We start from the raw sequence: 24,054 nt of genomic DNA on the forward strand, positions 1-24,054 counted from the left end.
GGCTGAAATGCGCACTGTATTGCTGACGGGTTTCGAACCGTTTGACCAAGACCTTGTCAACCCGTCCTGGGAGGCGGTACGCCTGTTGGAGGGTGTGCAGTTGGGCGCTGATGTGCGGATTGTCGCGCGGCAGTTACCCTGTGCCTTTGCCACGGCGGGCGAGCGCCTGGCTCAGCTGTTGGCCGAACACCGCCCGCAGATGGTCATTGCTGTCGGGCTGGGCCCCGGGCGCAGTGATATTTCCATCGAGCGGGTCGCGATCAACCTCAACGACGCGCGGATCCCGGACAACCTGGGTGAGCAACCTGTCGACACGGAAGTGCTGCCCGGCGGCCCTGCGGCTTACTTCGGCACCTTGCCGAGCAAGGCCATGGTAAGGGCCGTGCGCGAGGCCGGCATTGGGGCCAGCGTGTCGCAAACCGCCGGCACTTTCGTGTGCAACCAGGTGTTCTATCTGTTGCAGCACGCGCTCGCCGGGTCAGGGGTACGCAGCGGTTTCATCCATGTGCCGTGGCTGCCCGAGCAGGTGGCGGGCCGAATACCCGAGCCGGCCTCGATGGCATTGCCGATGCAGGTCGAGGGCTTGCGGATTGCGTTGCTGACGGCCTGGAATACCTTGGTGGATATCAGTGAAACGGGTGGGCAAGTCAGCTGAGGTTTTCGGCTTCGCGTCCCGGGAAAAACAACGCGAAGCAGGTCACACCGTTCTCGCTGCTCACGCTGTATCGGCCGTTATGCAACTGCATGATGGTCGCGACAATCGACAGCCCCAATCCATTGGAATGCGCCGAACGCTCCCGTGATTCATCCACGCGATAAAACCGCTCGAACAACCTGGGCAAGTGCTCCGCCGGGATGGTCGCGCCGTGGTTGGTCACCGTCAGGTTGATGCCTTCGGCGCAGGGTGTGGCCTGGATCAGCAGTTCAGAGGCGGGTGCACCATATTTGATGGCGTTGGCGCACAGGTTGGCCAGGGCACGGCGCAGCAGCATCGGCTCGGCCCAGATCACACCGGCGCCCTGGGCGAGGATGCTGATATCGACATCGCCCGCCAGGCCTTCGAAGTAGTCGGCCATGCGTTCCACTTCGTCGGCCGCGTCCAGTTCCTGGCGCTGGCGCAGCGCACTGGCCGGGTCGGTGCGGGCCAGGAACAGCATGTTGTCGAGCATGCGCGCCAGGCGTTCGAGTTCTTCGACGTTGGAGGCCAGCAGTTGCTGGTAGGCTTCGATGCTACGGTGTTGCTGCAGCGCCACCTGGGTTTCCCCGAGCAAGTTATTGATCGGCGTGCGCAGTTCGTGGGCCATGTCGGTGGAGACCTGGCCCAGTTGCACAAAACCCTTGGCCAGGCGTTCGAGCATGGTGTTGAACGAATCAATCATCGGCAGCAGTTCTTTGGGGGCGCCGTGGCTGTCGAGGCGCGCGGCGAGGTTGCCGACGCCGATGCCCTGGGCATGCACGGCCAGGCGCCGCAATGGCAGCAGGCCGCGATGCACCATCAGGTAACCGACCACCGCCAGTACCAATGCCGCGATGCTGGCGAGGATATAGACACTCAGCCGGTAGCTGGCGAGCACTGCGGTGCGCTCGGTCATCAACCGCCCGGTAGTGACTTGCAGGCTGCCCAGGTCGCCTGAATCGATGGTGGCGGCGAGGGTGGAGAAGGGGACGCCATTGACGCCGGGTAAATGCTGCACGTCGGCGAATTCCAGGGCGTGGTCCCGGGGCACCGGTGCAACGTCGGGCATGTCGATGTTGCCGGGGTTCACTTCCAGCAGCGGTTTCTGCCCGGGTGCGGCGATGCTCAGCACCGATTCGCGGTTGCCCAGCATGTTCTGGAACAGTTCGGGCTTGGTCTTGATCAGGTCCAGGGTGTTGCTGTCGTTCAGCAGGTTGCGCAGTTGGTCGACGCGGTAGATCAGCGCAGCGTCGTCACGGTGGATCAGTTCGCGCTCAAGGTCGCGGTACAGCGCCACGCCGAGGGTTGCCAGCAGGGCGAACGCCAGCAGGGCGAAGATCAGCGCCAGGCGCAGCGTCAGGGAGTAATGCCGGGGCTTGCTCATGGTTGCGTATCGAAGCGATAGCCGATGCCGCGCACGCTATGGATCAGCTTGAGCTGGAACGGGTCGTCGATTTTCAGGCGCAGGCGGCGCACGGCCACGTCGACCACATTGGTGTCGCTGTCGAAATTCATGTCCCACACCCTTGAGGCGATCAGCGAGCGCGAGAGTACCTGGTCCTGATGGGTGGCGAACAAGTGCAACAAGGCGAACTCCTTGTTGGTCAGGGTGATGCGCACGCCGCCACGGCTGACGCGGCGCTTGAGCACGTCGATCTGCAGGTCGGCGATCTGCAAGTGTTCTTCTTCACGGCTTGGCCCGCGCCGGGTCAGGGTGCGCAGGCGCGCCACCAGTTCGGCGAAGGAAAACGGCTTGATCAGGTAATCGTCGGCGCCCAGTTCCAGGCCCTTGATGCGGTCGGCAATATCGTCCCGGGCGGTCAGGAACAGCACCGGCGTGTCGGCTTCCTTGCGCAGGCGACGCAGCACTTCCCAGCCGTCCATCTTCGGCATCATCACGTCCAGCACGATCACGTCGAACGGGGTTTCCAGGGCCTGGTGCAAACCGTCCACGCCATCGCGGGCAAGGCTCACGGAGTAACCCAGTTCCTGCAGGCCGTTAAGCAGGTAGTTGCCCGCCTTGGGCTCGTCTTCGACTACGAGGATATTCATGGGATTCGCCCTGGTGATGTGCAGTTCTTGCGTGGCGCAAGTGTAGCCCGATCAATTGTCATTGGGGCAGCCGATGCCCTGTACTTGATAGTCCAGCACGTGTTCGCGGCCCTGGCTGTCGAGGTAGTCGAGGCGCGCAGGGACAATGCCGCACTGGCCGTAGGTATCGGTGCTCGACAGTACTTTGGCCACGTCCATGTGCATGAAGAAGCCGGGGGTGTCATGGATCACCGAGGTGGTGGCGGTGGTATCGGCAAAGGCCGAGCCGGTGGCGAGGAGGGCAGCAAAGCCGAGGATAAACAGTTTCATGGCGGTATCTCTCTTTAAGGGTTGGCTGCCGGTATCCGGCAGTGAGTTCACAGTAACCAGGCGACACAAACAGCCAGCCAACAGGATGATGACAAGATCGTAATGAAGGGCTTAAGGCTGGCGGCCGGACGCTTCGAGGATCAGGTCGGTGATTTCCTTGGCGTGGGAAACCAGGGACAAGTGGCTCGATGGCACCTCGATGGTGGTGGCGTTCATGCGCTTGGCGAGAAAGCGTTCCAGGTCCGGGTTGATGGTCTGGTCATTGCTGGACACCGCATACCAGGACGGCTTGGTGTGCCACGCGGCGTTGACGGTGCGACCGCTGAACAGGGTCTTGGCGATCGGTTGTTGCACGGCGTACAGCTCCATGGCCTTGGCGTGGGGTACATCGGCGGCAAAGTACTTGAGGAAGGCGTCCTGGTTCAGGGTCAGGTAACCGTCGTGCTCCACCACACCGGCCCGCACGGGTGTGCTTGGGTACTTGGCGGACAGGGCGACGAAGTCTTCGTTGGCGTCCGGAGCGCGGGCGGCGACGTATACCAGGGAGCTGACCTTGGGGTTGACCCCGGCGTCGCTGACCACGGTGCCGGCGTAGGAATGGCCGACCAGCACGGTAGGACCGTCCTGTTGATCGAGTACGCGATTGGTGGCAGCGACGTCATCCGCCACCGAGGTCAGCGGGTTTTGCACGGCGGTTACATGCAAGCCGGCGGCCTGCAGGCGGGTAATCACTTCGGACCAGCTGGAACCGTCGGCCCAGGAGCCGTGTACCAGCACTACGTTATTGGCTTTCACCGGTGCAATCGGGCCGGCCACGGCGGCGCCGGTCCCCAGCATCAACAGGCTGGCGGCGATCAGGCAGAGTTTGCTTGCAGGTTTCATGGGCGGGCTCGCTTCATTTTCAGTGGGAAGTTGGGTCACCCGCTGTGGGTGACTGACGACTTCACTGTATGAAGTGAGGGTGAGGGCAACACTGACAGCTTGATGACAAGTTTGTAATGCAATGGGCAGCCGGAAGGCTGCCCTGGTTGGACGGTGACCCATCAGACAGTACGGGTTGCTTGCAGGCGTTCAGCGCCGCCTTCCGCCAGGCCGCGTTCGTGCAGGCGATCTGCGCCGCCCTCGGCGAGCAGGTGGGATGACTGGTCTTTGACCGCGCCAGCGTCGGTGTCGGCCGACGCCATGGATGACAGCCCGAGGCCCGCGATGACAGTCAGGCCGAGTACCAGGGACGAAGCTTTCGAGAGATTGAACATGATGAGGCTCCTACGCGTGAGTCAGCCGGATTGGCTGGTGGTCGTAGTTAATCGCCGGGGTGTATCTGCCATGTGTGCCCAGGCGTGGCGAAATGCGGGTTCGCGTATCCAGGCGGGGTTCCCATACAGTCCGATACAAACCACGGGAAGGTTTACAGCGTTTGGGCCGATCCGTAGATTGCACCAGGCAAGTGGTTCGTCAGCGCCCAAGACCGGGTGACGAAAGCAAGAGGAAGCCGAGCAGTGTCCACCCGCGATTCAGCTGTATTCGCCCACCGTTACCGCGCCTTTCTGTTCGATATGGATGGCACACTCCTGAACTCCATTGCCGCCGCCGAGCGCGTATGGGCCACCTGGGCTGAACGCCATGGGCTGGATGTCGAGGCTTTTCTGAAGACCATCCATGGTGCCCGGGCCATCGATACCATCACCCGCCAGGCGTTGCCCGGTGTGGACGCGCAGGCTGAGGCGCAGTGGATTACCGAGGCTGAACTTGAGGATGTGGAAGGGGTGGTGGCGATTGCGGGCGCGGTGGAATTCCTCAACGCATTGCCCGGCGATCAATGGGCGCTGGTTACGTCTGCCCCCAAGGCACTGGCTCTGCGCCGTATGCAGGCGGCCGGGATCAACCCGCCGGCGGTGCTGGTCACCGCGGAGGATGTCGCCAGCGGCAAGCCGGATCCGGCCTGTTATGTGCTCGGTGCGCAACGGCTGGGAGTACCGGTACAGGACTGCCTGGTGTTTGAGGATGCCAGCGTCGGGATTCGCGCCGGCGAGGCGGCGGGGGCCGATGTGATGGTGGTGACGTCGACCCACCTTGTGCCCATGGTCACCGCGCATCCGTCGATTGACGGGTATGAGCGTCTACAGGTTCAGCGGGACGAAGCCGGGCTGTTGCATCTACAGCGCCTGGCGTAAAAAAAGGCCGACCCGGTTACCCGGTTCGGCCTTCTTCGTAAAGGGGCGGTTCAACGTTGGAGCTGTTTCCAGTCAGCGTCTGCAGGCGGTTGCCCTTGAGCCCCTGGCGGGACAAGACCATTTCCTTGAGGATTTCGCTGGCAAGCCTGGCAATCGCCTCCGGCCCTCGATGGTGGGCGCGGACGATGCCGGTCACTGCAAAGTGATCAGCTTCCGGGCCGCTGAGAATCGCGGAAAGCGTGCCATCGGCATGCAGGGTGCAGACGATTTTGTAGCTCGGCAGGCGCGCTGCCAGTGCTGATTCGATTTCGCTTTTACTCAGTGTGTCCATCAGCGCTACAACCTTTCACCGACTGTGCATGCCCAAGCATAGGTTGTGTCGCGCAGCTGTAAATACCGGCGATCTGATAGCAACTGCGGCGGCGGTTTCAACCCGCTTGCGGGATACACCGCGCTGGGGCAACGAACTTCAAGATGAAACCCAAAGCCGTCAGGATGAGGCTTTGCGGCGATCACTGTAAGGCGCGCGCCGGCACAGTCTGCGATGGACGGCGACCTGAATGGGCTTGAGGCAGAAGAAAAACAAGTACGCGCTCAGGAACAGCGTCAGGTCCAGCCATGAGTAGGCTTTGTCGGAGGAACCTTCGATTTCGAACTTGAGGCCATACTCCAGCGCCACAAACGCCACGCTGATCAGCGTGACAATCAACCAAGACTTGGATAAGTAAGGCTGTTTAACGGTACGCCTCATCAACGTGCTCCTTGGCGCGCTGCAGACTGTGGGGGATTTGTCACGAGATTCGGCCCTGGAAAACTCCACAAGTTCCCTTTGTTTGCAGGCTGTTTCATGCGTTGAACGCAGCCAGCGACTATTACTGAGAAGTGTTCCTGCCATGTGTCATACAAAAGGGAGTACGCCTTATGTTGGTTCAGTGGTTTCTTGCAGCAGTCCATTTACTGGCATTCGCCATGGCATTGTCGGCCGTGCTTGCGCGTGGCAAGGCATTGCGCGGTGTATCTGATAGTGACCCATCCACCCTGCGCCGCGTATTGATCGCGGACAACATCTGGGGAATCAGTGCCCTGTTGTTATTGGTAACCGGTGGCCTGCGGGCCTTCGGCGGCTACGAAAAGGGCAGTGATTATTACCTGCACCAGCCGTTGTTTCACGTGAAGATGACGCTGCTTGTATTAATTTTGTTACTGGAGCTCGCGCCGATGATTCGCTTTATCAAATGGCGCATCGCGTTGGCGCGTGGCACGCGCCTCGATTTGCACAAGGCAGGTCTTTTTGCGCGCATCAGCCATGTGCAGGCGTTACTGCTGGTGCTGATGATGATTGCAGCGAGTGGCATGGCACGCGGTGTCGGCCTGGGATGACGCTGGCCTGACGCTGGAACAAGGGAATAGGGCGCGCTGGCCGCGGGAAGCCGCGAACAGGCTGAAAGAGGTTTTCGCCAGCCGTTACAGTGAACGAAAGGGCTGGCTACTGGAGGCGCTTCAAGGTGTCTGGTTTTTATCCGGAGCCGTCAGGCCCGCCTGGATACGTTGGTAGATCTCCTCGCGATGCACGGCAACGTCCTTTGGAGCATTGATGCCGATTCTTACTTGCTGGCCGCTAACGCCCAGGATGGTGATCGTGATGTCATCACCGATGTTTATGCTTTCACCGACTTTGCGGGTGAGTATCAGCATGGACTTCTCCTTGATTGCTTTGAAGGACACATGTTTCAGACAGGGCAGATGTCGGATGTGTGGAGCTTACTGCGAAGCGCTTCCCTGTGGCTGCCTCTTTTAGGACGCATAGAGGCGGCATTAATTCCCATGCCGCCATCATACAGGTCTGCGATACATCATTCGCATTGTTTAAGCCAACGTTTATGACGGCCAGAATAGACAGTGAATGATAAAGTCGCCTCTTTGATCCTCTAAGGAGCAGGGTAGTGCGTAAAGTAGCGATGGCAATTGCGGTGTTGGCATTGGCCGGTTGCGGTGAAGGTAAAAGTGTCGACGCCCCCAAGGCCAGGCCTGCCGTTGCCGAGGCGCCCGCCCAGGCGCAACCTGCGGTCGGCGCGATCGCCTCTCAAGAATGGGATGTATGGGTGGGGCCGCCGGATCACAAGCTGCAGGCGATGACTGACCTGACCGCGTGGTTGCTGGAACACGGTTTCAGTTTCTATCTGGCGAAGGAAGACGGTAAGGACCAGGTGCTGCTGGGCCCATTCAGCACCAGGGCCGAGGCCGAGGCGAAACAAGCGCAGTTGACCGAGAAACTGGCGACTGCGAAGAAGAATGACACGGTGTCCGAGGTCATCGAACACAAGGTTGCGCAGTAAAGAGTCGACAAGCGGGAGGCCATGGCGCTCCCGCTTTTTTCGTTCAGCCGCAGGCTTTCAAGTTCACCGGGCCGACAAATTCATTGCCGCGCCCCATCACGCACGCCACGGTTTGATTGCGCTGGCGTTCCCAGGGCTGTACCGGGTAGGTCTTGTTCCAGGCTTCATACAGCTGGCGATCCTGTTTCGACAGGCGCAGGCCATACTGCTTGCTCATATAGAAATACGTTCGGGCGATCATGCCGCGAATGGAAGGGCGGGGCATGACCTTCTTGGCCTTGAAGTCCACCTGGGTCAGGCATGATCCATATTGGCCGCTTTGTACCGGCAGCCAGCCAAAACTGAAATTGTTTCGGTCGCCATTCACCTCGCCGATGCTCGGCACCAGGTTGTGCAGGTCGGCTTCGGCCCGCTTGTAGACCGCGTCCTTGCGGGTGCAGTTCTTGCGCCCGCCATCCTGCCAGCACTGGCGCTGATGGCCGATCTGCCAGGCCGGAACAATGTGTTCCCATTCAATACGTGCCGCCCGGTTGGCGTTTTTGCGCGGGATATAGCCGCAGGCTTTCAGGTCTACCCGGTTGCCGTTGTATTTGCAGCCGCAATAGAACTCCGTGGATTGCGGTTCATAAAGTTTCCAGGCGATTTTCTTGGCTTCGCTGAACGTCCTGGGGGCTTGGGCGTGAGCGGTGACAGCAAAAAACACGAACAACACACTGATAAAACGGACACTCATTGACTCAATCTTCCTTCGGCACAACCCAGAAAATCTGCACGCCGCCGTCATCGCGATAAGCGAGGGTGACGTTATCGTTTTCTGCTATCTCCTCCAGTAGTCGTGCCCACTCGTCTTCCGGTTCCTCCGGCAAACGGAAGATCAACGCCGCCTTGTTCTTCTGGGCGTTGGTGGAATTGATGATTTTTTGCACGCGAACGGCCAGGCGTTGATAGGCGTCAGGCGCTGCGGGTGCTGCGGAAGAAGGCTTTGCCACGGAGTATTCCTTATTAGGCTGTACGTGCATACAGTATTTAACTGTGGGCAATTTCGCAACTGCTTAAAATTCAAGAAGTTCTTCTGACAGTGGTTTTGCCGATTTGGTGTAGGAACGCTTTGTTTTTCAAAGGTTTTTTTGCGCGGGGGATAAAGCGGGGGAAATCAGACCCGCTCGCGGTACGCCACGAGCGGGATGGCCCAACCGTTGCCGGCCGGGCCCGGGAGCGATCAATATTCCCAGAACATCCGTTGCAGTTCCTTGCTGTCCTGGGTCTTGGTCAGGGCGACCATGGCCAGGATGCGGGCTTTCTGCGGGTTCAGGTCATGGGCAACTACCCAGTCGTATTTGTCGTCTGGTTGTTCGGCGTTACGCAGAACGAAACCACCGGCATTCACGTGGGAAGAGCGAATGATCTGTACGCCTTGCTTGCGCAGTTCCTGCAGGGCAGGCACCACCTTGGACGACACCGAACCATTGCCGGTACCGGCGTGGATGATGGCTTTCGCGCCGGCCTGGGCCAGAGCCTTGTAGGCGGTGTCGCTTACGTTGCCATAGGAATAGGCGATTTCGACGTCCGGCAGGCTTTTGATGGTCTTGATGTCGAATTCCGAGTTCATGGTGTGACGCTTGGCTGGCAGGCGGAACCAGTAGGATTTGCCTTCTACCACCATGCCCAGCGGGCCCCATGGGCTCTTGAACGCTTCAGTCTTGATGTTGATCATCTTGCTGACGTCGCGACCCGACTGGATCTCGTCGTTCATGGTCACCAGTACGCCTTTGCCGCGGGCGTCCTTGCTGCCGGCGACGGCAACGGCGTTGTACAGGTTGAGCATGCCATCAGCCGACATGGCGGTGCCTGGGCGCATCGAGCCGACCACGACGATTGGCTTGTCGGTCTTTTCCACCAGGTTGAGGAAGTAGGCAGTCTCTTCCAGGGTGTCGGTACCGTGGGTGATCACGATGCCGTCGACGTCCTTGCTGTCGGCCAGTTCGGCGACACGACGACCCAGTTGCAGGAGGTTTTCGTTGGTGATGCTTTCGGAGGCAATTTGCAATACTTGTTCGCCGCGGACATTGGCGATCTGGCTAAGCTCAGGAACACCGGCGATCAATTGTTCGATGCCGACCTTGGCGGCCTGGTAGGTCGCACTGTTGGCCGCGCTGGCGCCGGCGCCGGCGATGGTGCCGCCGGTGGCAAGGATCACCACGTTGGACAGTTTTTGCTGGGTTTCAGCTTCTTTTGCCTGAGCGGCAACGGGGAACAACAGCAGGAGGGCTAACGCGCCCGGTACGAAAGTTTTCAACGCAGATTTCATTATTCTTCTCTCTAGTTTTGATGAGTGCTGATGCAGGTTCATCTAGAAACACCCGGGCGGTTCTGAGCGCCACGAGGTGCTGAGTAAGAGCAGGATTTGTACCAGCGGGATTTTGTTTGGCAATAGAATTTAACCTATTGATTTATATCTATATTTGTTTGATTTGTAAGTAAATGGCTTGGTCTTCTGTCCGGCTTTCCGAACAAAGCGGTGCACGGGTGTTCGGTTGTCCGAAAAGGATGACGGAAAAGTTTGGTTTTAAACGCAGGAGGCACGCCGCGACCTGTCGTTTCAGAGAACGATCCAGCAACGCGGATGTTTAAAGGGGGTACCGGATGGCTTCGAGGGCAGGACGTAAAGCGGATTCACCAAAAGGCTGTTTTCTCCCGTTGACAAATCTCGACAAGCTTCTCATAGTTTGACCTAACGCAAACGTTTGCGAGATGTTTCACGGGGTGCTCCTCGAGTGTCGTGAAAGCTCGTATCAGCCGCCCGGGTGGGTTGGCTGCCGAAGCGTTCTTCGGTGCAAGCGTTGCTCACAATAATCATAAGATCGGAGTGAACCCATGAAGCTGCCATTTGCTGGACGTCTTCTTGCTGTCGCTGTGCTTGCTGCCGCATCCGCTGCCCTGCCTCTTTCCTCTGCATTTGCTGCCGAGACCGCCGCCAAACCCAAGGTCGGCCTGGTCATGAAATCCCTCGCCAACGAATTCTTCGTCACCATGCAGGACGGTGCCAAGGAATACCAGAAAGCCCACGCCGCCGACTTCGACATGATCACCAACGGGATCAAGAACGAAACCGATACCAGTGCGCAGATCGATATCGTCAATCAGATGATCCTGTCCAAGGTTGACGCGATCGTCATTGCTCCCGCCGATTCGAAAGCCCTGGTCACCGTGCTGAAAAAGGCCTCCGACAAAGGCATCAAGATCGTCAACATCGACAACCGTCTTGATGTGGATGTACTGAAAAGCAAAAACCTTGATATCCCGTTCGTAGGTCCAGACAACCGCAAGGGCGCGCGCCTGGTCGGTGAAGAACTGGCCAAGCACCTCACCAAGGGTGACCAGGTTGGCATCATCGAAGGTGTGTCCACCACCACCAACGCCCAGCAGCGTACCGCTGGCTTCAAGGACGCGATGGATGCCGCCGGCATGAAGATCGTCTCCACCCAATCCGGTGAGTGGGAAATCGACAAGGGCAACGCGATTGCCGCTGCCATGCTCCAGGCAAACCCGAACATCAAGGCACTGCTGGCCGGTAACGACAACATGGCACTGGGCGCAGTATCCGCCGTACGTGGCGCCGGCAAGGCTGGCAAGGTGCTGGTCGTAGGCTACGACAACATCGAGGCCATCAAGCCGATGCTGCAGGACGGCCGTGTCCTGGCCACCGCCGACCAGGCTGCTGCCCAGCAAGCCGTTTTCGGTATCCAGAACGCTCTGAAGCTGGTCAAGGGTGAAAAAGTCGATGCCGTGGATGGCATGATCGAAACCCCGGTCGAACTCATCCTCAAGAAGTAATTCCCCGGCAGCACAAAACAGCGTCCGCTCACCCGAGCGGACGCCTGGAGACGTTCCTATGTCATCTTCCGCACCGAACGCTGTCCTCTCGGTCAGCGGTATCGGCAAGACCTATGCCCAACCGGTTCTGTCCGACATCACCCTGACGCTCAATCGTGGGGAAGTGTTGGCGCTTACCGGTGAGAATGGCGCGGGGAAAAGCACCCTGTCGAAAATCATCGGCGGGCTGGTCACCCCGACCGACGGCCAGATGCAGTTCAATGGCCAGGCCTACACGCCAGGCAGCCGGACCCAGGCTGAAGAGCAGGGCATCCGCATGGTCATGCAGGAGCTTAACCTGCTGCCAACCCTGACGGTCGCTGAAAACCTGTTCCTCGATAACCTGCCCAGCCACGGTGGCTGGATCAGCCGCAAGCAACTGCGCAAGGCCGCCATTGAAGCCATGGCCCAGGTCGGCCTGGACGCTATCGACCCGGACACCCTGGTCGGCAGCCTCGGCATCGGCCACCAACAGATGGTCGAGATCGCCCGCAACCTGATTGGCGATTGCCACGTACTGATCCTCGACGAACCCACGGCGATGCTGACCGCCCGTGAAGTCGAGATGCTGTTCGAACAAATCACCCGCCTGCAGGCCCGGGGCGTGGCGATTATCTATATTTCCCACCGGCTCGAAGAACTGGCCCGGGTTGCCCAGCGCATTGCGGTGCTGCGCGACGGCAAGCTGGTGTGTGTCGAGCCGATGGCCAACTACAACAGTGAGCAACTGGTCACGCTGATGGTGGGCCGCGAACTGGGCGAGAAAATCGACCTGGGCCCGCGCACCATCGGCGCGCCGCTGTTGACGGTAAAAGGCCTGACCCGCTCGGACAAGGTCCGCGACGTGTCGTTTGAAGTGCGTGCCGGCGAAATCTACGGCATCTCCGGCCTGATCGGTGCGGGCCGTACGGAGTTGCTGCGCCTGATCTTCGGCGCCGACCTGGCCGACAGCGGCACCGTGGCCCTGGGCACACCTGCGCAAGTCGTCAGCATTCGCTCGCCCGTCGACGCGGTTGGCCATGGCATCGCCCTGATCACCGAAGACCGCAAGGGCGAAGGCCTGCTGCTGACCCAATCCATCGGCGCCAACATTGCCTTGGGCAACATGCCGAAGGTGTCCAGCGGTGGCCTGGTGAACAGTCGTGACGAAACGGCCTTGGCCAAGCGCCAGGTGGACGCCATGCGTATCCGCAGTTCCAGTCCGGCGCAGCTGGTGTCCGAGCTGTCGGGTGGCAACCAGCAGAAGGTGGTGATTGGCCGCTGGCTGGAGCGCGATTGCGCGGTGATGCTGTTCGATGAACCGACCCGAGGCATCGACGTCGGCGCCAAATTCGATATCTATGCGTTGCTCGGCGACCTGACCCGCCAGGGCAAGGCGCTGGTGGTGGTGTCCAGCGACCTGCGTGAGTTGATGCTGATCTGCGACCGCATCGGCGTACTTTCCGCCGGGCGCCTGATCGAGACCTTCGAGCGCGACAGCTGGACCCAGGACGAATTGCTTGCCGCTGCTTTTGCCGGCTATCAGAAACGTGATGCGCTGCTCAACGACGCAGCGCCTAGGAATACCCCATGAAAACCACTTCCTCCCCCGCAAAACGTGGCGGCAACTTCTATGGCCTGGGCACCTACCTGGGCCTGGCCGGCGCCTTGCTGGCGATGATTGCGCTGTTCTCGTTCCTGAGCGACCACTTCCTCTCGTACGACACCTTCAGCACCCTGGCCAACCAGATTCCCGACCTGATGGTGTTGGCAGTCGGCATGACCTTCGTGCTGATCATCGGCGGCATCGATCTGTCGGTAGGCTCCGTGCTGGCCCTGGCCGCATCGGCCGTCAGCGTGGCGATTCTCGGCTGGGGCTGGAGTGTGTTGCCGGCAGCCGTGCTGGGCATGGGCTGCGCCGCGTTGGCCGGGACCATTACCGGTTCGATCACAGTGGCCTGGCGGATCCCGTCGTTCATCGTGTCCCTCGGCGTGCTGGAAATGGCGCGCGGCGTGGCGTACCAGATGACCGGCTCGCGTACCGCATACATCGGTGATTCGTTTGCCTGGCTGTCCAACCCGGTGGCGTTCGGCATTTCACCTTCGTTCATCATCGCGTTGCTGGTGATCATCGCCGCGCAGCTGGTGCTGACCCGTACCGTGTTCGGTCGCTACCTGATCGGCATTGGCACCAACGAAGAGGCCGTGCGCCTGGCGGGTATCAATCCCAAGCCCTACAAGATCCTGGTGTTCAGCCTGATGGGCCTGCTGGCGGGTGTGGCGGCGCTGTTCCAGATTTCGCGCCTGGAAGCGGCCGATCCCAACGCCGGTTCCGGCCTGGAGCTGCAAGTGATCGCTGCGGTAGTGATCGGCGGCACCAGCCTGATGGGCGGGCGTGGCTCGGTCATCAGTACCTTCTTCGGCGTGCTGATCATCTCGGTATTGGCGGCAGGGCTGGCGCAGATTGGCGCCACCGAGCCGACCAAACGTATCATCACCGGTGCCGTGATCGTGATCGCGGTGGTGCTCGATACTTACCGCAGCCAGCGCGCCAGTCGGCGAGCCTGAGCCATGGCAACGATCAAGGATGTGGCCGCGCTGGCGGGGATTTCCTACACCACGGTGTCTCATGTGGTGAACAAGACGCGCCCGGTCAGCGAGCCGGTACGGATCAAGGTCGAGGCGGCCATCAAGCAGCTCGACTATGTACCCAGTGCGGTCGCGCGCTCGCTGAAGGCCAAGACCACAGCTACCATCGGCCTGTTGGTGCCCAACAGCCTCAACCCGTATTTTGCGGAACTGGCCCGGGGCATCGAGGATTACTGCGAGCGTAACGGCTATTGCGTGATCCTCTGCAACTCCGACGATAATGCCGAAAAGCAGCGCAGCTACCTGAGGGTGCTGCTGGAAAAACGCATCGACGGCTTGATCGTGACCTCGGTGGGCGGCGACGACAGCGGCCTGGCGACAGGCCTCAAGGCGGTGCGCACGCCGATGGTCATCGTCGACCGTGCACTGGACGGGATCGATGTCGACCTGGTGCGCATCGACCACGAACAGGGTGCTTACCTGGCGACCCGGCACTTGCTCGATCTGGGTCATCGCGACATTGCCTGCATTGGTGGCCCGAGTCATACCCGCGTGGCGCAAATGCGGATGGCGGGCTACTACCGCGCCTTGGCCGAGGCGGGGCTCGAAGTGCCGGCCGGCCGTGTGCTGGAAAGTGATTTCACCAGTACCGGTGGTTACGCGGCCGCGGCGCAATTGCTGGCGGATAATCCCCCCAGCGCGATTTTTGCCGGCAACGACATGATTGGCTTCGGCGTCTTGCGTGCCGCTGCCGAACGTAATATCCGGGTGCCCGGTGAGCTGTCGGTGATCGGGTTTGATGATATCCAGATGAGCCAGTACGTGTACCCGGCGCTGACCACCGTGGGCCAGTCGATCCTGCAGTTGGGAGAGATGGCGGCCGAGCTTTTACTGCGACGAATTGCGACACCCCAATTGCCGATCGATCAACGCATCGTGACGCCGAGTATTGTCCTGCGCGAGTCGACGGCGCCGTTGGCCGGTGTGTTTGCCCAATACCGCTGAACCGAATTGATGAGTACTGATGTATGCCAGCAAAAGTAGTGGTAATAGGCAGCCTGAACATGGACCTGGTCACCCGGGCCAGCCGGCTGCCCCGCGCCGGTGAAACCCTGATCGGCCAATCGTTTTCCACCGTTCCCGGCGGCAAGGGCGCGAACCAGGCGGTCGCTTCGGCGCGCCTCGGGGCTGAGGTCGCCATGGTCGGCTGCGTGGGCACCGATGCCTATGGCGCGCAATTGCGCGACGCGTTGCTGGTGGAGGGCATTGATTGCCAGGCCGTCAGCACCGTCGACGGTTCCAGCGGCGTGGCGCTGATCGTGGTGGATGACAGCAGCCAGAATGCGATCGTTATTGTCGCCGGTAGCAATGGCGAGCTGACCCCAGCCAAATTACAGGCATTTGACAGTGTGCTGCAGGCTGCCGACGTGATCGTCTGCCAGCTGGAAACGCCGATGGAGACTGTCGGCCATGCCCTCAAGCGCGGTCGCGAGCTGGGCAAGACGGTGATCCTGAACCCGGCGCCGGCCAGTGGTCCGCTGCCCGAGGATTGGTACGCCGCCATCGACTACCTGATTCCCAATGAAAGCGAAGCCTCGGCCTTGAGCGGCGTGGTGGTCGACTCGCTGGACAGCGCCAAGGCCGCCGCCACACGCCTGATCAAGGCCGGTGCTGGCAAAGTGATCATTACCCTCGGCTCCGAAGGCGCGTTGTTTGCCGATGGCCAAGGCTTCGAGCACCTGGTCGCGCCCAAGGTCAAGGCGGTCGATACCACGGCTGCCGGTGACACCTTCGTCGGCGGTTTCGCAGCCGCGCTGGCCAACGGCAGGAGCGAGGCCGAGGCCATTCGTTTCGGCCAGGTAGCCGCCGCGCTGTCCGTGACCCGCGCGGGTGCGCAACCCTCTATTCCCACATTGCATGACGTCCAAGGTTTTGTGCCCTCATGAAAAAGACTCCCTTGCTCAATATCGCGCTGTCGCGGGTGATCGCGTCCCTTGGCCATGGCGACATTCTGGTGATCGGTGATGCCGGCTTGCCGGTGCCGCCGGGTGTCGAGCTGATCGACCTGGCGCTGACCAAAGGCATTCCGGATTTCGTCAGTACCTTGCGCATCGTCCTCAGCGAGATGCAGGTGGAAAGCCACGTGCTCGCGGAAGAAATCCTGCTCAAGCAACCGCCGGCCCTGGCGGATCTCAATACCCTGGCCGAACAGGCCGCCCTCGGCGAGCGCCGCCTGGTCAGCCATGAAGAGTTCAAGCAGCTCAGCCGCAAGGCGAGGGCGGTGGTGCGCACCGGCGAGTGCCAGCCCTACTGCAATATCGCGCTGGTTTCCGGCGTAACGTTCTAGAATTCCCCAACGACAAGGAGTGCGTCATGCAACGTGGTACCCAAACCCTGCGACACCTGTTCCGGAGTGTGCTGCTTTTGTCCGTGCTAACTGCTGCAAGCGCCCACGCGGCGGAAAAAATCGACCTGATCATCGACACCGATCCCGGTGCCGACGACGTGGTTGCCTTGCTGTTCGCCATGGCTTCGCCCGATGAACTGCAGATCCGCGCGCTGACCACCGTTGCCGGTAACGTGCGCCTCGACAAGACCTCCCGCAACGCACGCCTGGCCCGCGAATGGGCAGGGCGCGAGGACATCCCGGTATATGCCGGTGCACCGAAACCGATGCTGCGCACGCCGATCTACGCTGAAAACATCCATGGCAAGGAAGGTATCTCCGGCGTCACCGTGCATGAGCCGAAAAAAGGCCTGGCCGAAGGCAATGCCGTTGATTACCTGATCAAGACCCTCAGCACCGCCAAGCCCCACAGCATCACCATCGCCATGCTCGGTCCGCAGACCAACCTGGCGCTGGCATTGACCCAGGCGCCGGAGATCACTCAAGGCATCAAGGAAGTGGTGGTGATGGGCGGCGCGCACTTCAACGGCGGCAATATCACGCCGGTGGCCGAGTTCAACCTGTTCGCCGACCCGATTGCGGCCGAGATCGTGCTCAAGAGCGGCGTCAAGCTGACCTACCTGCCGCTGGACGTGACCCACAAGGTCCTGACCAGCGACGCACGCCTGAAGCAAATCGCTGCGCTGAACAACAACGCGAGCAAGGTGGTGGGCGATATTCTCAATGAATACGTCAAGGGCGACATGGAGCACTACGGCATCCCGGGCGGCCCGGTGCATGACGCTACCGTCATTGCCTACCTGCTCAAGCCTGCGCTGTTCAGCGGCCGTGAGGTCAACGTGGTGGTGGACAGCCGTGAAGGCCCGACCTTCGGCCAGACCATCGTCGACTGGTACGATGGCCTGAAACAACCGAAGAACGCGTTCTGGGTTGAAAATGGCGATGCCCAGGGCTTCTTCGATCTGCTGACCGAACGCCTTGGTCGCCTGAAGTAAACAGCCTGCCGGTCGACGTTCGTCGGCCGGGTCTTATTCGCGCTCGGGGTCTGGCGCCCCCATGTGATCGGCCGGGTATTTCTCGAATACCTGGCCGATGAATGCCTGCGCGGCCTGTGTGCCCAGTTCCTTGACCAGCAGGTCGATACCGATGATTGCCAACTCCTCCGGGCTGCCCGGGCTGTAGGAGCTTTGCCCGTGGGGCCACTTGGCTTTGATGTCGGCGTGGATCGTGACGATGGTCATGGGTGTCTCGCGAGGCTGAAAGGCGGTTAGTGCGTTCTGCGTGTGGAGTTAACCATTTTGCGCCGTGTTTGGCACTGCTACTTAGGCATGAGGGGAGGGCTGTGCGACACTGTCCGCCTGTTTAATTGCCAGGGCAAACCGCGTGCAGATCGACTTGAACAACCCCGACAACCTGACGCTGGACGCTGTGCGGCAGCTGCTTGCGTCCGCCAGTGACAACGTTCATACCCAATTGCGCGTTACCAAGGCCGGCATTGCCTACATTTCTTCGGGCGTGGTGGGTGGCGTCGATATCGACGGCCTTCTGTTCCGCCTGGAGACCTGGGCGGCGGGTTCGGGTTATGTCGGCAACGTCGCAGCCAGCGACGAGGTGTGGGTGATGCAGATTTTCAACGCGCTCAAGCAGAACTGGCCAACCCCGCCGTTTGATTACATCGACATCTACTGAGTGCGTTCATATCTGGTGACGATTGATTCGCCAGCGCCCGGTGTCGACTCAGGCAGACTGGCCCACAGCCAATTGTGACAATTCTGAAACCAATCGGCCAAACCACGGTCGCACGATCTCTGTCCATTTTTTCTCAAAGGAGGCTTCATGCCTTGGAAGCTCGCATCATTCGGTACTTTGTTGGCTGCGCTCGCCTTGTCGGGTTGCAGCACCCCGGGTACCTCTGAGCCAGCCAAAGACACTGCCGTGACCGATGCTGGTCATAGCCGCTGTGAGGCGAAGGCTGCCGAGTTCGCAATCGGCCAGAAAGCTTCGCCACAATTGCTGGAACAGGCCCGTAGCCGCGCCGGAGCGCAGAACGCACGCATTCTCAAGCCAGATGACATGGTCACGCTGGAATACCGCTCCGATCGCCTGAACCTCAATACCGATGACAGCCTTGTGATCAATCGGGTCAATTGCGGCTGATTGCTCCAGCGCTTTTCTCCAGGCCATAAAAAACCCCGTCACATGGACGGGGTTTTTTTAGTTCGGCGCAGAATTACTCTGGGCGAACCTGTGCAGCTTGCATACCCTTTTGGCCTTTCTCAGCCACGAAGGAAACGGTTTGGCCTTCTTTCAGGCTTTTGAAACCGTCGCTTTCGATAGCTTTGAAGTGTACGAACAGGTCGTCACCGCCACCTTGAGGAGTGATGAAGCCGAAGCCTTTTTCATCGTTGAACCATTTAACGGTGCCGGTTTGGCGATTAGACATGGTGTATCTCCAAGAAACATATATTTTCAGTAGTGCTGTGCTGCTCAGGCCAACTGGGCACACCGAGCTATCATAGTCGAAATGTTCGGCTTGGGAGCCCCCCCAAGGCATTGTTTGCTAATCAATCGCGTTGTGTTTCATGCCTTGGCTGGCTGAAATCCCCGATCTACGGGGCTTTCAGGCGAAATATCAGCTGTTAAAAAAAGCCGTAAAAGCTGCGTAATTTGTGAGAAATGGCAGTTTTCATGGCGATTTCTGGTCCTTCAGCCGGTCTGGCAGGGTGTAAAAATTACTTTTTCTTCACGACTTTGCAGGACGAAATAGCCGTCACAGCTTTGGTCTTGAGCGCGGGATCTGCGTTCTGGTTGGTCATGAGTTCCTTGATTTCGGCACTGCTCAATTCGGCATTGATTTTGTCCGCGCCACATTCACAGTGGTCTTTGGCGGTTTTGGCATCAACACTTTGCTGGGCGGCTGCGCTGCAATCCTTGATGAAGCTGTCCCGCGCACCGGCAGGCCAGTTCGACGGGGCTGCGGCGTGCGCACCCAGGGACATGAGGGTCAGGGATGCAGCAAGGGCGAAAGTCGAGGTAAAACGCATAATCAAATGCTCCTGGAGTCGTGGACGAACGGCGATTCTCGGTGTGTTTGAGGGCTGCCGTACAGTTCAAGTTCACTTTTGCCCTTAAAAGCCGGGAATTTTCGTTTCGTGAAGCGGCTTCGGCGCCATGACCGTTCATCTGTGCTAGCATCTTTCGCTTGGCTATTTTCCGGCGCGCCCTATGCCGCCTTGCCAAGGTCTTTTTTGTTTAACTCCAGTCACTCTGGTTCGATTATCGGTTGGCCGAAAGGCTCCTGCCGCTGTAAGGCAGGCGTTCATCACTGAACGGCCTGGTATTGGATCTTGTACTGGCTCATCCCAACCCACGTGACCTTTGGTAGGGGTCACCACTAGGAGAGGAGGCGCCATGCCAACTATTACTCTTCCCGACGGCAGTCAACGTTCATTCGATCATTCGGTTTCCGTAGCCGAGGTCGCCGCATCCATTGGTGCCGGCCTGGCCAAGGCCACCGTGGCCGGCAAGGTCGACGGCAAGCTGGTCGACGCCAGCGACCTGATCACCGGCGATGCCAGCCTGCAAATCATCACGCCCAAGGATCAAGAGGGGCTGGAGATCATTCGCCACTCTTGCGCGCACCTGATTGGCCATGCGGTCAAGCAGCTGTACCCAACCGCGAAGATGGTCATCGGCCCGGTCATCGACGAAGGCTTCTATTACGACATCGCCTACGAGCGTCCTTTCACCCCGGACGACCTGGCGGCTATCGAACAGCGCATGCACGCGCTGATCGAAAAAGATTACGACGTCATCAAGAAAGTCACTCCGCGTGCCGAAGTGATCGACGTGTTCACCGCCCGCGGCGAAGACTACAAGCTGCGCCTGGTGGAAGACATGCCGGACGAGCAGGCCATGGGCCTGTATTACCACGAAGAATATGTCGACATGTGCCGTGGCCCGCACGTGCCGAACACACGCTTCCTCAAGTCGTTCAAGCTGACCAAGCTGTCCGGTGCCTACTGGCGCGGTGACGCGAAGAACGAACAACTGCAGCGGATCTACGGCACTGCCTGGGCTGACAAGAAGCAGCTGGCGGCCTACATCCAGCGCATCGAAGAAGCCGAAAAACGCGACCATCGCAAGATCGGCAAGCGCCTGAACCTGTTCCACCTCCAGGAAGAAGCGCCGGGCATGGTGTTCTGGCACCCGAACGGCTGGACCCTGTACCAGGTGCTCGAGCAGTACATGCGCAAGGTTCAGCGCGACAACGGCTACCTGGAGATCAAGACGCCGCAAGTCGTTGACCGCAGCCTGTGGGAGAAATCCGGGCACTGGGCCAACTACGCCGACAACATGTTCACCACCCAGTCGGAAAACCGCGACTACGCCATCAAGCCGATGAACTGCCCGTGCCACGTACAGGTGTTCAACCAGGGCCTGAAGAGCTACCGCGAGTTGCCGATGCGCTTGGCCGAGTTCGGTGCCTGCCACCGTAACGAGCCATCGGGTGCACTGCACGGCATCATGCGCGTACGGGGCTTCACTCAGGATGACGCCCACATCTTCTGCACCGAAGAGCAGATGCAGGCCGAATCCGCTGCGTTCATCAAGCTGACCATGGACGTGTACCGCGATTTCGGTTTCACCGAAGTCGAGATGAAGCTGTCCACTCGTCCGGAAAAACGCGTCGGTTCCGACGAACTGTGGGATCGCGCCGAAGCTGCACTGGCCGCAGCGCTGGACAGTGCGGGGCTTGCATACGACTTGCAGCCGGGCGAGGGCGCGTTCTACGGTCCGAAGATCGAGTTCTCGCTGAAAGATTGCCTTGGTCGCGTCTGGCAGTGTGGTACCCTGCAGCTCGATTTTAACCTGCCGATCCGTCTGGGAGCCGAATACGTCTCCGAAGACAACAGCCGTAAGCACCCGGTTATGCTGCACCGGGCGATCCTCGGCTCGTTCGAACGGTTCGTCGGGATCCTGATCGAGCACTACGAGGGTGCATTCCCTGCGTGGCTGGCTCCGACCCAGGCAGTGATCATGAATATCACTGATAAACAGGCAGGTTTTGCCGCTGAAGTTGAAAAAACTCTCAATGAAAGCGGATTTCGTGCCAAGTCCGACTTGAGAAATGAAAAGATCGGCTTTAAAATCCGCGAGCATACTTTGCTCAAGGTTCCCTATCTTTTGGTTATCGGAGATCGGGAAGTCGAGATGCAGACTGTCGCTGTGCGTACTCGTGAAGGTGCTGACCTGGGCTCGATGCCCGTCGCCCAGTTCGCTGAGTTCCTCGCGCAAGCGGTTTCCCGGCGTGGTCGCCCAGATTCGGAGTAATTATTATTAAGCGTGAAATGAGACAAGATAAACGAGCTGCACCGAAAGCCCCGATCAACGAGAATATCTCGGCACGCGAGGTTCGGTTAATTGGCGCTGACGGCGAGCAGATTGGCATCGTCTCGATTGATGAAGCGCTTCGTATTGCTGAAGAGTCCAAATTGGACCTGGTGGAAATCTCCGCCGACGCAATCCCACCCGTTTGCCGGGTGATGGACTACGGCAAGTCGATCTTCGAGAAGAAGAAGCAGATTGCCGCGGCGAAGAAGAACCAGAAGCAGATTCAAGTAAAAGAAATCAAGTTTCGTCCAGGGACGGAGGAAGGGGATTACCAGGTAAAACTGCGCAACCTGGTACGTTTCCTGAGTGATGGGGACAGGGCCAAGGTATCCTTGCGATTCCGCGGCCGTGAGATGGCCCACCAGGAGCTGGGGATGGAACTCCTCAAGCGGGTTGAAGCTGACCTGCTCGAGTACGGTTCGGTCGAACAGCATCCTAAGATGGAAGGACGCCAGCTTATTATGGTCATCGCCCCGAAAAAGAAGAAGTAATCAATAGGGCACGGCAGGCCTTCTGATTATGTTTATCAACTGAATGCGGAGTACCGAACATGCCAAAGATGAAAACTAAAAGTGGTGCTGCTAAGCGGTTTCTGAAAACTGCTAACGGTATCAAGCACAAGCACGCTTTCAAGAGCCACATCCTGACTAAAATGTCGACCAAGCGTAAGCGTCAACTGCGCGGTAGCAGCTTGCTGCATCCGTCTGACGTGGCAAAAGTCGAGCGCATGCTGCGCCTTCGTTAATTTTAGTCAAGAATAGAGGAAGTAACTCATGGCTCGTGTAAAGCGTGGCGTCATGGCGCGTAAGCGCCACAAGAAAATTCTGAAACTTGCTAAAGGCTACTACGGCGCGCGTTCACGCGTATTCCGTGTTGCCAAGCAAGCGGTTATCAAGGCTGGCCAATACGCCTACCGTGACCGTCGTCAGAAAAAACGTCAGTTCCGCGCTCTGTGGATCGCTCGTATCAACGCTGGTGCACGTGTTAACGGTCTGTCCTACAGCCGTTTCATCGCTGGCCTGAAAAAAGCGTCCATCGAGATCGACCGTAAGGTTCTGGCTGATCTGGCAGTGAACGAAAAAGCGGCGTTTGCTGCGATTGTCGAGAAAGCTAAAGCCACCTTGGCTTAAGTACCCCCGACAGTCACCCTGGGTCGCTTCCGCGGCCCACGGTGTTAAACGTCTTAAATAGGGGAAGAGCCTTCAAGCTCTTCCCCTATTTTGTATCTGGAGTCTGTACATGGAAAACCTGGATGCGCTGGTCTCTCAAGCACTAGAGGCTGTGCAAAGCGCAGAAGATATCAATGCCCTGGAGCAAATCCGGGTTCACTACCTTGGCAAAAAGGGTGAATTGACTCAGGTGATGAAGACCCTGGGGAATTTGCCGGCTGAAGAGCGTCCGCAAGTCGGTGCGCTGATCAACGTGGCCAAGGAGCGTGTTACAGAGGTTCTCAATGCGCGCAAGGCGTCGCTCGAGGAGGCTGATCTTGCGGCCAAGCTCGCCGCCGAATCCATTGACGTGACCCTGCCTGGCCGTGGCCAGACCTCGGGCGGCCTGCATCCGATTACCCGGACTCTGGAACGTATCGAGCAGTTCTTCACCCACATCGGCTACGGCATTGCCGAAGGCCCTGAGGTCGAAGACGACTATCACAACTTCGAGGCGCTCAACATCCCAGGCCACCACCCGGCCCGGTCGATGCATGACACCTTCTATTTCAACGCGAACATGCTGCTGCGCACCCATACCTCGCCGGTACAGGTCCGCACCATGGAATCGCAGAAGCCGCCCATCCGCATCGTCTGCCCAGGCCGTGTGTATCGCAGCGACTCCGATATCACCCACTCGCCGATGTTCCACCAGGTCGAAGGCCTGCTGGTTGATCGCGACATCAACTTCGCCGACCTCAAAGGCACCATCGAAGAGTTCCTGCGGGTGTTCTTCGAGAAGGAGCTGGCGGTACGTTTCCGTCCTTCATTCTTCCCGTTCACCGAGCCATCCGCTGAAGTCGATATGGAATGCGTGATGTGCAGCGGTAAAGGCTGCCGCGTCTGCAAACAGACCGGCTGGCTGGAAGTGATGGGTTGCGGCATGGTTCACCCCAACGTGCTGCGCATGTCCGGGATCGACCCGGAAGAATTCTCGGGCTTTGCCTTCGGCATGGGCGTTGAGCGTCTGGCCATGCTGCGTTACGGCGTGAACGACTTGCGTCTGTTCTTCGACAACGACTTGCGGTTCCTCGCGCAATTTCGCTAGTCGTAACGG

Annotated in this window: 32 protein-coding genes; 18 read left to right on the plus strand and 14 right to left on the minus strand. The window is 59.4% G+C overall.

The genetic code is table 11. The features are described from left to right. Positions 1-7: 7 nt before the first annotated feature. Positions 8-655 (plus strand): pyroglutamyl-peptidase I, encoded by a 648-nt coding sequence (pcp, locus tag HX869_RS08395; protein WP_003219988.1) that lies wholly within the window; start codon positions 8-10, stop codon positions 653-655. Here pcp and HX869_RS08400 read toward each other — a convergent pair. The 5 genes from HX869_RS08400 to HX869_RS08420 form a co-directional block, all read right to left on the minus strand. Then, positions 648-2,060 (minus strand): heavy metal sensor histidine kinase, encoded by a 1,413-nt coding sequence (locus HX869_RS08400; protein ID WP_003219987.1) that lies wholly within the window; start codon positions 2,058-2,060, stop codon positions 648-650. The two genes, pcp and HX869_RS08400, sit on opposite strands and share 8 nt — an antisense overlap. Further along, entirely contained in the window at positions 2,057-2,728 is a 672-nt protein-coding gene (locus HX869_RS08405) for a heavy metal response regulator transcription factor (RefSeq protein ID WP_003219986.1), read from the minus strand. The genes HX869_RS08400 and HX869_RS08405 overlap by 4 nt, the downstream gene beginning before the upstream one ends. 51 nt (positions 2,729-2,779) lie before the next feature. Further along, complete coding sequence (locus tag HX869_RS08410) at positions 2,780-3,037, minus strand: DUF2790 domain-containing protein (protein WP_003219985.1); 258 nt, start codon at positions 3,035-3,037, stop codon at positions 2,780-2,782. Between the two features lie 111 nt (positions 3,038-3,148). Then, a complete protein-coding gene (locus HX869_RS08415; RefSeq protein WP_102368533.1) occupies positions 3,149-3,919 on the minus strand; it encodes an alpha/beta fold hydrolase in 771 nt (256 codons plus the stop codon). Between the two features lie 161 nt (positions 3,920-4,080). Continuing rightward, positions 4,081-4,293, minus strand: a complete 213-nt coding sequence (locus HX869_RS08420; RefSeq protein ID WP_177009392.1) for a phage infection protein — start codon at positions 4,291-4,293, stop codon at positions 4,081-4,083. 243 nt (positions 4,294-4,536) lie between these two features. Here HX869_RS08420 and HX869_RS08425 point away from each other — a divergent pair, with 243 nt between their 5' ends. Then, on the plus strand, positions 4,537-5,211 hold the full coding sequence (locus tag HX869_RS08425; RefSeq protein WP_003219982.1) for an HAD-IA family hydrolase: 675 nt from the start codon (positions 4,537-4,539) through the stop codon (positions 5,209-5,211). A 16-nt stretch (positions 5,212-5,227) separates the two neighbouring features. On the opposite strand, the gene HX869_RS08430 is transcribed toward HX869_RS08425, so the two are convergent. Beyond that, complete coding sequence (locus tag HX869_RS08430) at positions 5,228-5,542, minus strand: hypothetical protein (RefSeq protein WP_177051262.1); 315 nt, start codon at positions 5,540-5,542, stop codon at positions 5,228-5,230. Between the two features lie 159 nt (positions 5,543-5,701). Further along, complete coding sequence (locus HX869_RS08435; RefSeq protein ID WP_178902983.1) at positions 5,702-5,962, minus strand: hypothetical protein; 261 nt, start codon at positions 5,960-5,962, stop codon at positions 5,702-5,704. Positions 5,963-6,132: 170 nt separating this feature from the next. Here HX869_RS08435 and HX869_RS08440 point away from each other — a divergent pair, with 170 nt between their 5' ends. After that, positions 6,133-6,591 carry a DUF2214 family protein gene (locus tag HX869_RS08440; RefSeq protein ID WP_178902984.1) on the plus strand — a complete coding sequence of 153 codons (459 nt, stop codon included), beginning with the start codon at positions 6,133-6,135 and terminating at the stop codon, positions 6,589-6,591. 120 nt (positions 6,592-6,711) lie between these two features. Here HX869_RS08440 and csrA read toward each other — a convergent pair whose 3' ends face one another. Further along, positions 6,712-6,906 (minus strand): carbon storage regulator CsrA, encoded by a 195-nt coding sequence (csrA, locus tag HX869_RS08445; RefSeq protein WP_003192511.1) that lies wholly within the window; start codon positions 6,904-6,906, stop codon positions 6,712-6,714. 263 nt (positions 6,907-7,169) lie between these two features. On the opposite strand from csrA, the gene HX869_RS08450 reads away from it, so the two are divergent. Beyond that, positions 7,170-7,547, plus strand: coding sequence for a hypothetical protein (locus HX869_RS08450; protein WP_003219972.1), 378 nt, complete (start codon positions 7,170-7,172; stop codon positions 7,545-7,547). 43 nt (positions 7,548-7,590) lie between these two features. On the opposite strand, the gene HX869_RS08455 is transcribed toward HX869_RS08450, so the two are convergent. The 3 genes from HX869_RS08455 to HX869_RS08465 all read right to left on the minus strand — a co-directional run bounded on the left by HX869_RS08455 (position 7,591) and on the right by HX869_RS08465 (position 9,855). Beyond that, complete coding sequence (locus tag HX869_RS08455) at positions 7,591-8,280, minus strand: endonuclease (protein WP_003219970.1); 690 nt, start codon at positions 8,278-8,280, stop codon at positions 7,591-7,593. Positions 8,281-8,284: 4 nt separating this feature from the next. Then, positions 8,285-8,536, minus strand: a complete 252-nt coding sequence (locus HX869_RS08460) for a DUF1654 domain-containing protein (RefSeq protein ID WP_008438695.1) — start codon at positions 8,534-8,536, stop codon at positions 8,285-8,287. A 230-nt stretch (positions 8,537-8,766) separates the two neighbouring features. Beyond that, positions 8,767-9,855 carry an asparaginase gene (locus tag HX869_RS08465; protein ID WP_003219965.1) on the minus strand — a complete coding sequence of 363 codons (1,089 nt, stop codon included), beginning with the start codon at positions 9,853-9,855 and terminating at the stop codon, positions 8,767-8,769. Positions 9,856-10,421: 566 nt separating this feature from the next. On the opposite strand from HX869_RS08465, the gene HX869_RS08470 reads away from it, so the two are divergent. The 7 genes from HX869_RS08470 to HX869_RS08500 are packed head-to-tail and all read left to right on the plus strand — an operon-like array spanning position 10,422 to position 17,390. After that, positions 10,422-11,381 (plus strand): sugar ABC transporter substrate-binding protein, encoded by a 960-nt coding sequence (locus tag HX869_RS08470; RefSeq protein WP_003219963.1) that lies wholly within the window; start codon positions 10,422-10,424, stop codon positions 11,379-11,381. 58 nt (positions 11,382-11,439) lie between these two features. Next, a complete protein-coding gene (locus HX869_RS08475) occupies positions 11,440-12,993 on the plus strand; it encodes a sugar ABC transporter ATP-binding protein (RefSeq protein ID WP_008438693.1) in 1,554 nt (517 codons plus the stop codon). Next, positions 12,990-13,967 (plus strand): ABC transporter permease, encoded by a 978-nt coding sequence (locus tag HX869_RS08480; RefSeq protein WP_003219960.1) that lies wholly within the window; start codon positions 12,990-12,992, stop codon positions 13,965-13,967. Before HX869_RS08475 ends, HX869_RS08480 begins: the two co-directional genes overlap by 4 nt. Positions 13,968-13,970: 3 nt before the next feature. Next, positions 13,971-14,993: a LacI family DNA-binding transcriptional regulator gene (locus HX869_RS08485; protein ID WP_003219958.1), complete on the plus strand. Its 1,023-nt coding sequence runs from the start codon at positions 13,971-13,973 to the stop codon at positions 14,991-14,993. A gap of 23 nt (positions 14,994-15,016) precedes the next feature. Further along, complete coding sequence (gene rbsK, locus HX869_RS08490; protein ID WP_008438691.1) at positions 15,017-15,934, plus strand: ribokinase; 918 nt, start codon at positions 15,017-15,019, stop codon at positions 15,932-15,934. After that, entirely contained in the window at positions 15,931-16,335 is a 405-nt protein-coding gene (rbsD, locus tag HX869_RS08495; RefSeq protein WP_177028847.1) for a D-ribose pyranase, read from the plus strand. Before rbsK ends, rbsD begins: the two co-directional genes overlap by 4 nt. A 26-nt stretch (positions 16,336-16,361) precedes the next feature. Further along, positions 16,362-17,390, plus strand: a complete 1,029-nt coding sequence (locus HX869_RS08500; RefSeq protein ID WP_003219953.1) for a nucleoside hydrolase — start codon at positions 16,362-16,364, stop codon at positions 17,388-17,390. Between the two features lie 33 nt (positions 17,391-17,423). Here HX869_RS08500 and HX869_RS08505 read toward each other — a convergent pair whose 3' ends face one another. Then, positions 17,424-17,636 (minus strand): hypothetical protein, encoded by a 213-nt coding sequence (locus tag HX869_RS08505; protein ID WP_003219951.1) that lies wholly within the window; start codon positions 17,634-17,636, stop codon positions 17,424-17,426. A gap of 142 nt (positions 17,637-17,778) precedes the next feature. On the opposite strand from HX869_RS08505, the gene HX869_RS08510 reads away from it, so the two are divergent. Next, positions 17,779-18,084, plus strand: coding sequence for a hypothetical protein (locus tag HX869_RS08510; protein WP_008438689.1), 306 nt, complete (start codon positions 17,779-17,781; stop codon positions 18,082-18,084). A gap of 147 nt (positions 18,085-18,231) precedes the next feature. Next, complete coding sequence (locus HX869_RS08515) at positions 18,232-18,552, plus strand: I78 family peptidase inhibitor (protein ID WP_003219948.1); 321 nt, start codon at positions 18,232-18,234, stop codon at positions 18,550-18,552. Between the two features lie 73 nt (positions 18,553-18,625). Here HX869_RS08515 and HX869_RS08520 read toward each other — a convergent pair whose 3' ends face one another. Both HX869_RS08520 and HX869_RS08525 read right to left on the minus strand, forming a co-directional pair. Next, positions 18,626-18,838, minus strand: coding sequence for a cold-shock protein (locus HX869_RS08520; RefSeq protein WP_003179963.1), 213 nt, complete (start codon positions 18,836-18,838; stop codon positions 18,626-18,628). A 289-nt stretch (positions 18,839-19,127) separates the two neighbouring features. Next, positions 19,128-19,442: a hypothetical protein gene (locus HX869_RS08525; protein WP_080673250.1), complete on the minus strand. Its 315-nt coding sequence runs from the start codon at positions 19,440-19,442 to the stop codon at positions 19,128-19,130. Positions 19,443-19,806: 364 nt separating this feature from the next. On the opposite strand from HX869_RS08525, the gene thrS reads away from it, so the two are divergent. From thrS to pheS, 5 genes are all read left to right on the plus strand, one after another. Continuing rightward, positions 19,807-21,729 carry a threonine--tRNA ligase gene (gene thrS, locus HX869_RS08530; RefSeq protein WP_178902985.1) on the plus strand — a complete coding sequence of 641 codons (1,923 nt, stop codon included), beginning with the start codon at positions 19,807-19,809 and terminating at the stop codon, positions 21,727-21,729. After that, the gene (gene infC / locus HX869_RS08535; RefSeq protein WP_169875357.1) at positions 21,729-22,280 is read left to right on the plus strand and encodes a translation initiation factor IF-3; all 552 of its coding nucleotides are present in this window, start codon (positions 21,729-21,731) and stop codon (positions 22,278-22,280) included. The genes thrS and infC overlap by 1 nt, the downstream gene beginning before the upstream one ends. Before the next feature lie 59 nt (positions 22,281-22,339). Continuing rightward, on the plus strand, positions 22,340-22,534 hold the full coding sequence (gene rpmI / locus HX869_RS08540) for a 50S ribosomal protein L35 (protein WP_002553160.1): 195 nt from the start codon (positions 22,340-22,342) through the stop codon (positions 22,532-22,534). Positions 22,535-22,562: 28 nt separating this feature from the next. After that, entirely contained in the window at positions 22,563-22,919 is a 357-nt protein-coding gene (gene rplT / locus HX869_RS08545; RefSeq protein ID WP_003219940.1) for a 50S ribosomal protein L20, read from the plus strand. Between the two features lie 109 nt (positions 22,920-23,028). Beyond that, a complete protein-coding gene (gene pheS, locus HX869_RS08550) occupies positions 23,029-24,045 on the plus strand; it encodes a phenylalanine--tRNA ligase subunit alpha (RefSeq protein WP_003219939.1) in 1,017 nt (338 codons plus the stop codon). Positions 24,046-24,054 lie beyond the last annotated feature (9 nt).

It is taken from the genome of Pseudomonas sp. P7779 (assembly GCF_013386315.1).
Lineage (GTDB): Bacteria > Pseudomonadota > Gammaproteobacteria > Pseudomonadales > Pseudomonadaceae > Aquipseudomonas.

Coding starts and splice junctions, on each gene's coding strand:
- csrA (WP_003192511.1), bottom strand. CDS start 6,906: ATGCTGATACTCACCCGCAAAGTCGGTGAAAGCATAAACATCGGTGAT.
- rbsK (WP_008438691.1), top strand. CDS start 15,017: ATGCCAGCAAAAGTAGTGGTAATAGGCAGCCTGAACATGGACCTGGTC.
- HX869_RS08520 (WP_003179963.1), bottom strand. CDS start 18,838: ATGTCTAATCGCCAAACCGGCACCGTTAAATGGTTCAACGATGAAAAA.
- HX869_RS08455 (WP_003219970.1), bottom strand. CDS start 8,280: ATGAGTGTCCGTTTTATCAGTGTGTTGTTCGTGTTTTTTGCTGTCACC.
- HX869_RS08505 (WP_003219951.1), bottom strand. CDS start 17,636: ATGACCATCGTCACGATCCACGCCGACATCAAAGCCAAGTGGCCCCAC.
- HX869_RS08400 (WP_003219987.1), bottom strand. CDS start 2,060: ATGAGCAAGCCCCGGCATTACTCCCTGACGCTGCGCCTGGCGCTGATC.
- HX869_RS08440 (WP_178902984.1), top strand. CDS start 6,133: ATGTTGGTTCAGTGGTTTCTTGCAGCAGTCCATTTACTGGCATTCGCC.
- HX869_RS08515 (WP_003219948.1), top strand. CDS start 18,232: ATGCCTTGGAAGCTCGCATCATTCGGTACTTTGTTGGCTGCGCTCGCC.
- pcp (WP_003219988.1), top strand. CDS start 8: ATGCGCACTGTATTGCTGACGGGTTTCGAACCGTTTGACCAAGACCTT.
- thrS (WP_178902985.1), top strand. CDS start 19,807: ATGCCAACTATTACTCTTCCCGACGGCAGTCAACGTTCATTCGATCAT.
- HX869_RS08430 (WP_177051262.1), bottom strand. CDS start 5,542: ATGGACACACTGAGTAAAAGCGAAATCGAATCAGCACTGGCAGCGCGC.
- rbsD (WP_177028847.1), top strand. CDS start 15,931: ATGAAAAAGACTCCCTTGCTCAATATCGCGCTGTCGCGGGTGATCGCG.
- HX869_RS08470 (WP_003219963.1), top strand. CDS start 10,422: ATGAAGCTGCCATTTGCTGGACGTCTTCTTGCTGTCGCTGTGCTTGCT.
- HX869_RS08500 (WP_003219953.1), top strand. CDS start 16,362: ATGCAACGTGGTACCCAAACCCTGCGACACCTGTTCCGGAGTGTGCTG.
- HX869_RS08480 (WP_003219960.1), top strand. CDS start 12,990: ATGAAAACCACTTCCTCCCCCGCAAAACGTGGCGGCAACTTCTATGGC.
- HX869_RS08485 (WP_003219958.1), top strand. CDS start 13,971: ATGGCAACGATCAAGGATGTGGCCGCGCTGGCGGGGATTTCCTACACC.
- HX869_RS08475 (WP_008438693.1), top strand. CDS start 11,440: ATGTCATCTTCCGCACCGAACGCTGTCCTCTCGGTCAGCGGTATCGGC.
- pheS (WP_003219939.1), top strand. CDS start 23,029: ATGGAAAACCTGGATGCGCTGGTCTCTCAAGCACTAGAGGCTGTGCAA.
- HX869_RS08435 (WP_178902983.1), bottom strand. CDS start 5,962: ATGAGGCGTACCGTTAAACAGCCTTACTTATCCAAGTCTTGGTTGATT.
- HX869_RS08410 (WP_003219985.1), bottom strand. CDS start 3,037: ATGAAACTGTTTATCCTCGGCTTTGCTGCCCTCCTCGCCACCGGCTCG.
- HX869_RS08465 (WP_003219965.1), bottom strand. CDS start 9,855: ATGAAATCTGCGTTGAAAACTTTCGTACCGGGCGCGTTAGCCCTCCTG.
- HX869_RS08420 (WP_177009392.1), bottom strand. CDS start 4,293: ATGTTCAATCTCTCGAAAGCTTCGTCCCTGGTACTCGGCCTGACTGTC.
- HX869_RS08450 (WP_003219972.1), top strand. CDS start 7,170: ATGGCAATTGCGGTGTTGGCATTGGCCGGTTGCGGTGAAGGTAAAAGT.
- rplT (WP_003219940.1), top strand. CDS start 22,563: ATGGCTCGTGTAAAGCGTGGCGTCATGGCGCGTAAGCGCCACAAGAAA.
- HX869_RS08405 (WP_003219986.1), bottom strand. CDS start 2,728: ATGAATATCCTCGTAGTCGAAGACGAGCCCAAGGCGGGCAACTACCTG.
- rpmI (WP_002553160.1), top strand. CDS start 22,340: ATGCCAAAGATGAAAACTAAAAGTGGTGCTGCTAAGCGGTTTCTGAAA.
- HX869_RS08415 (WP_102368533.1), bottom strand. CDS start 3,919: ATGAAACCTGCAAGCAAACTCTGCCTGATCGCCGCCAGCCTGTTGATG.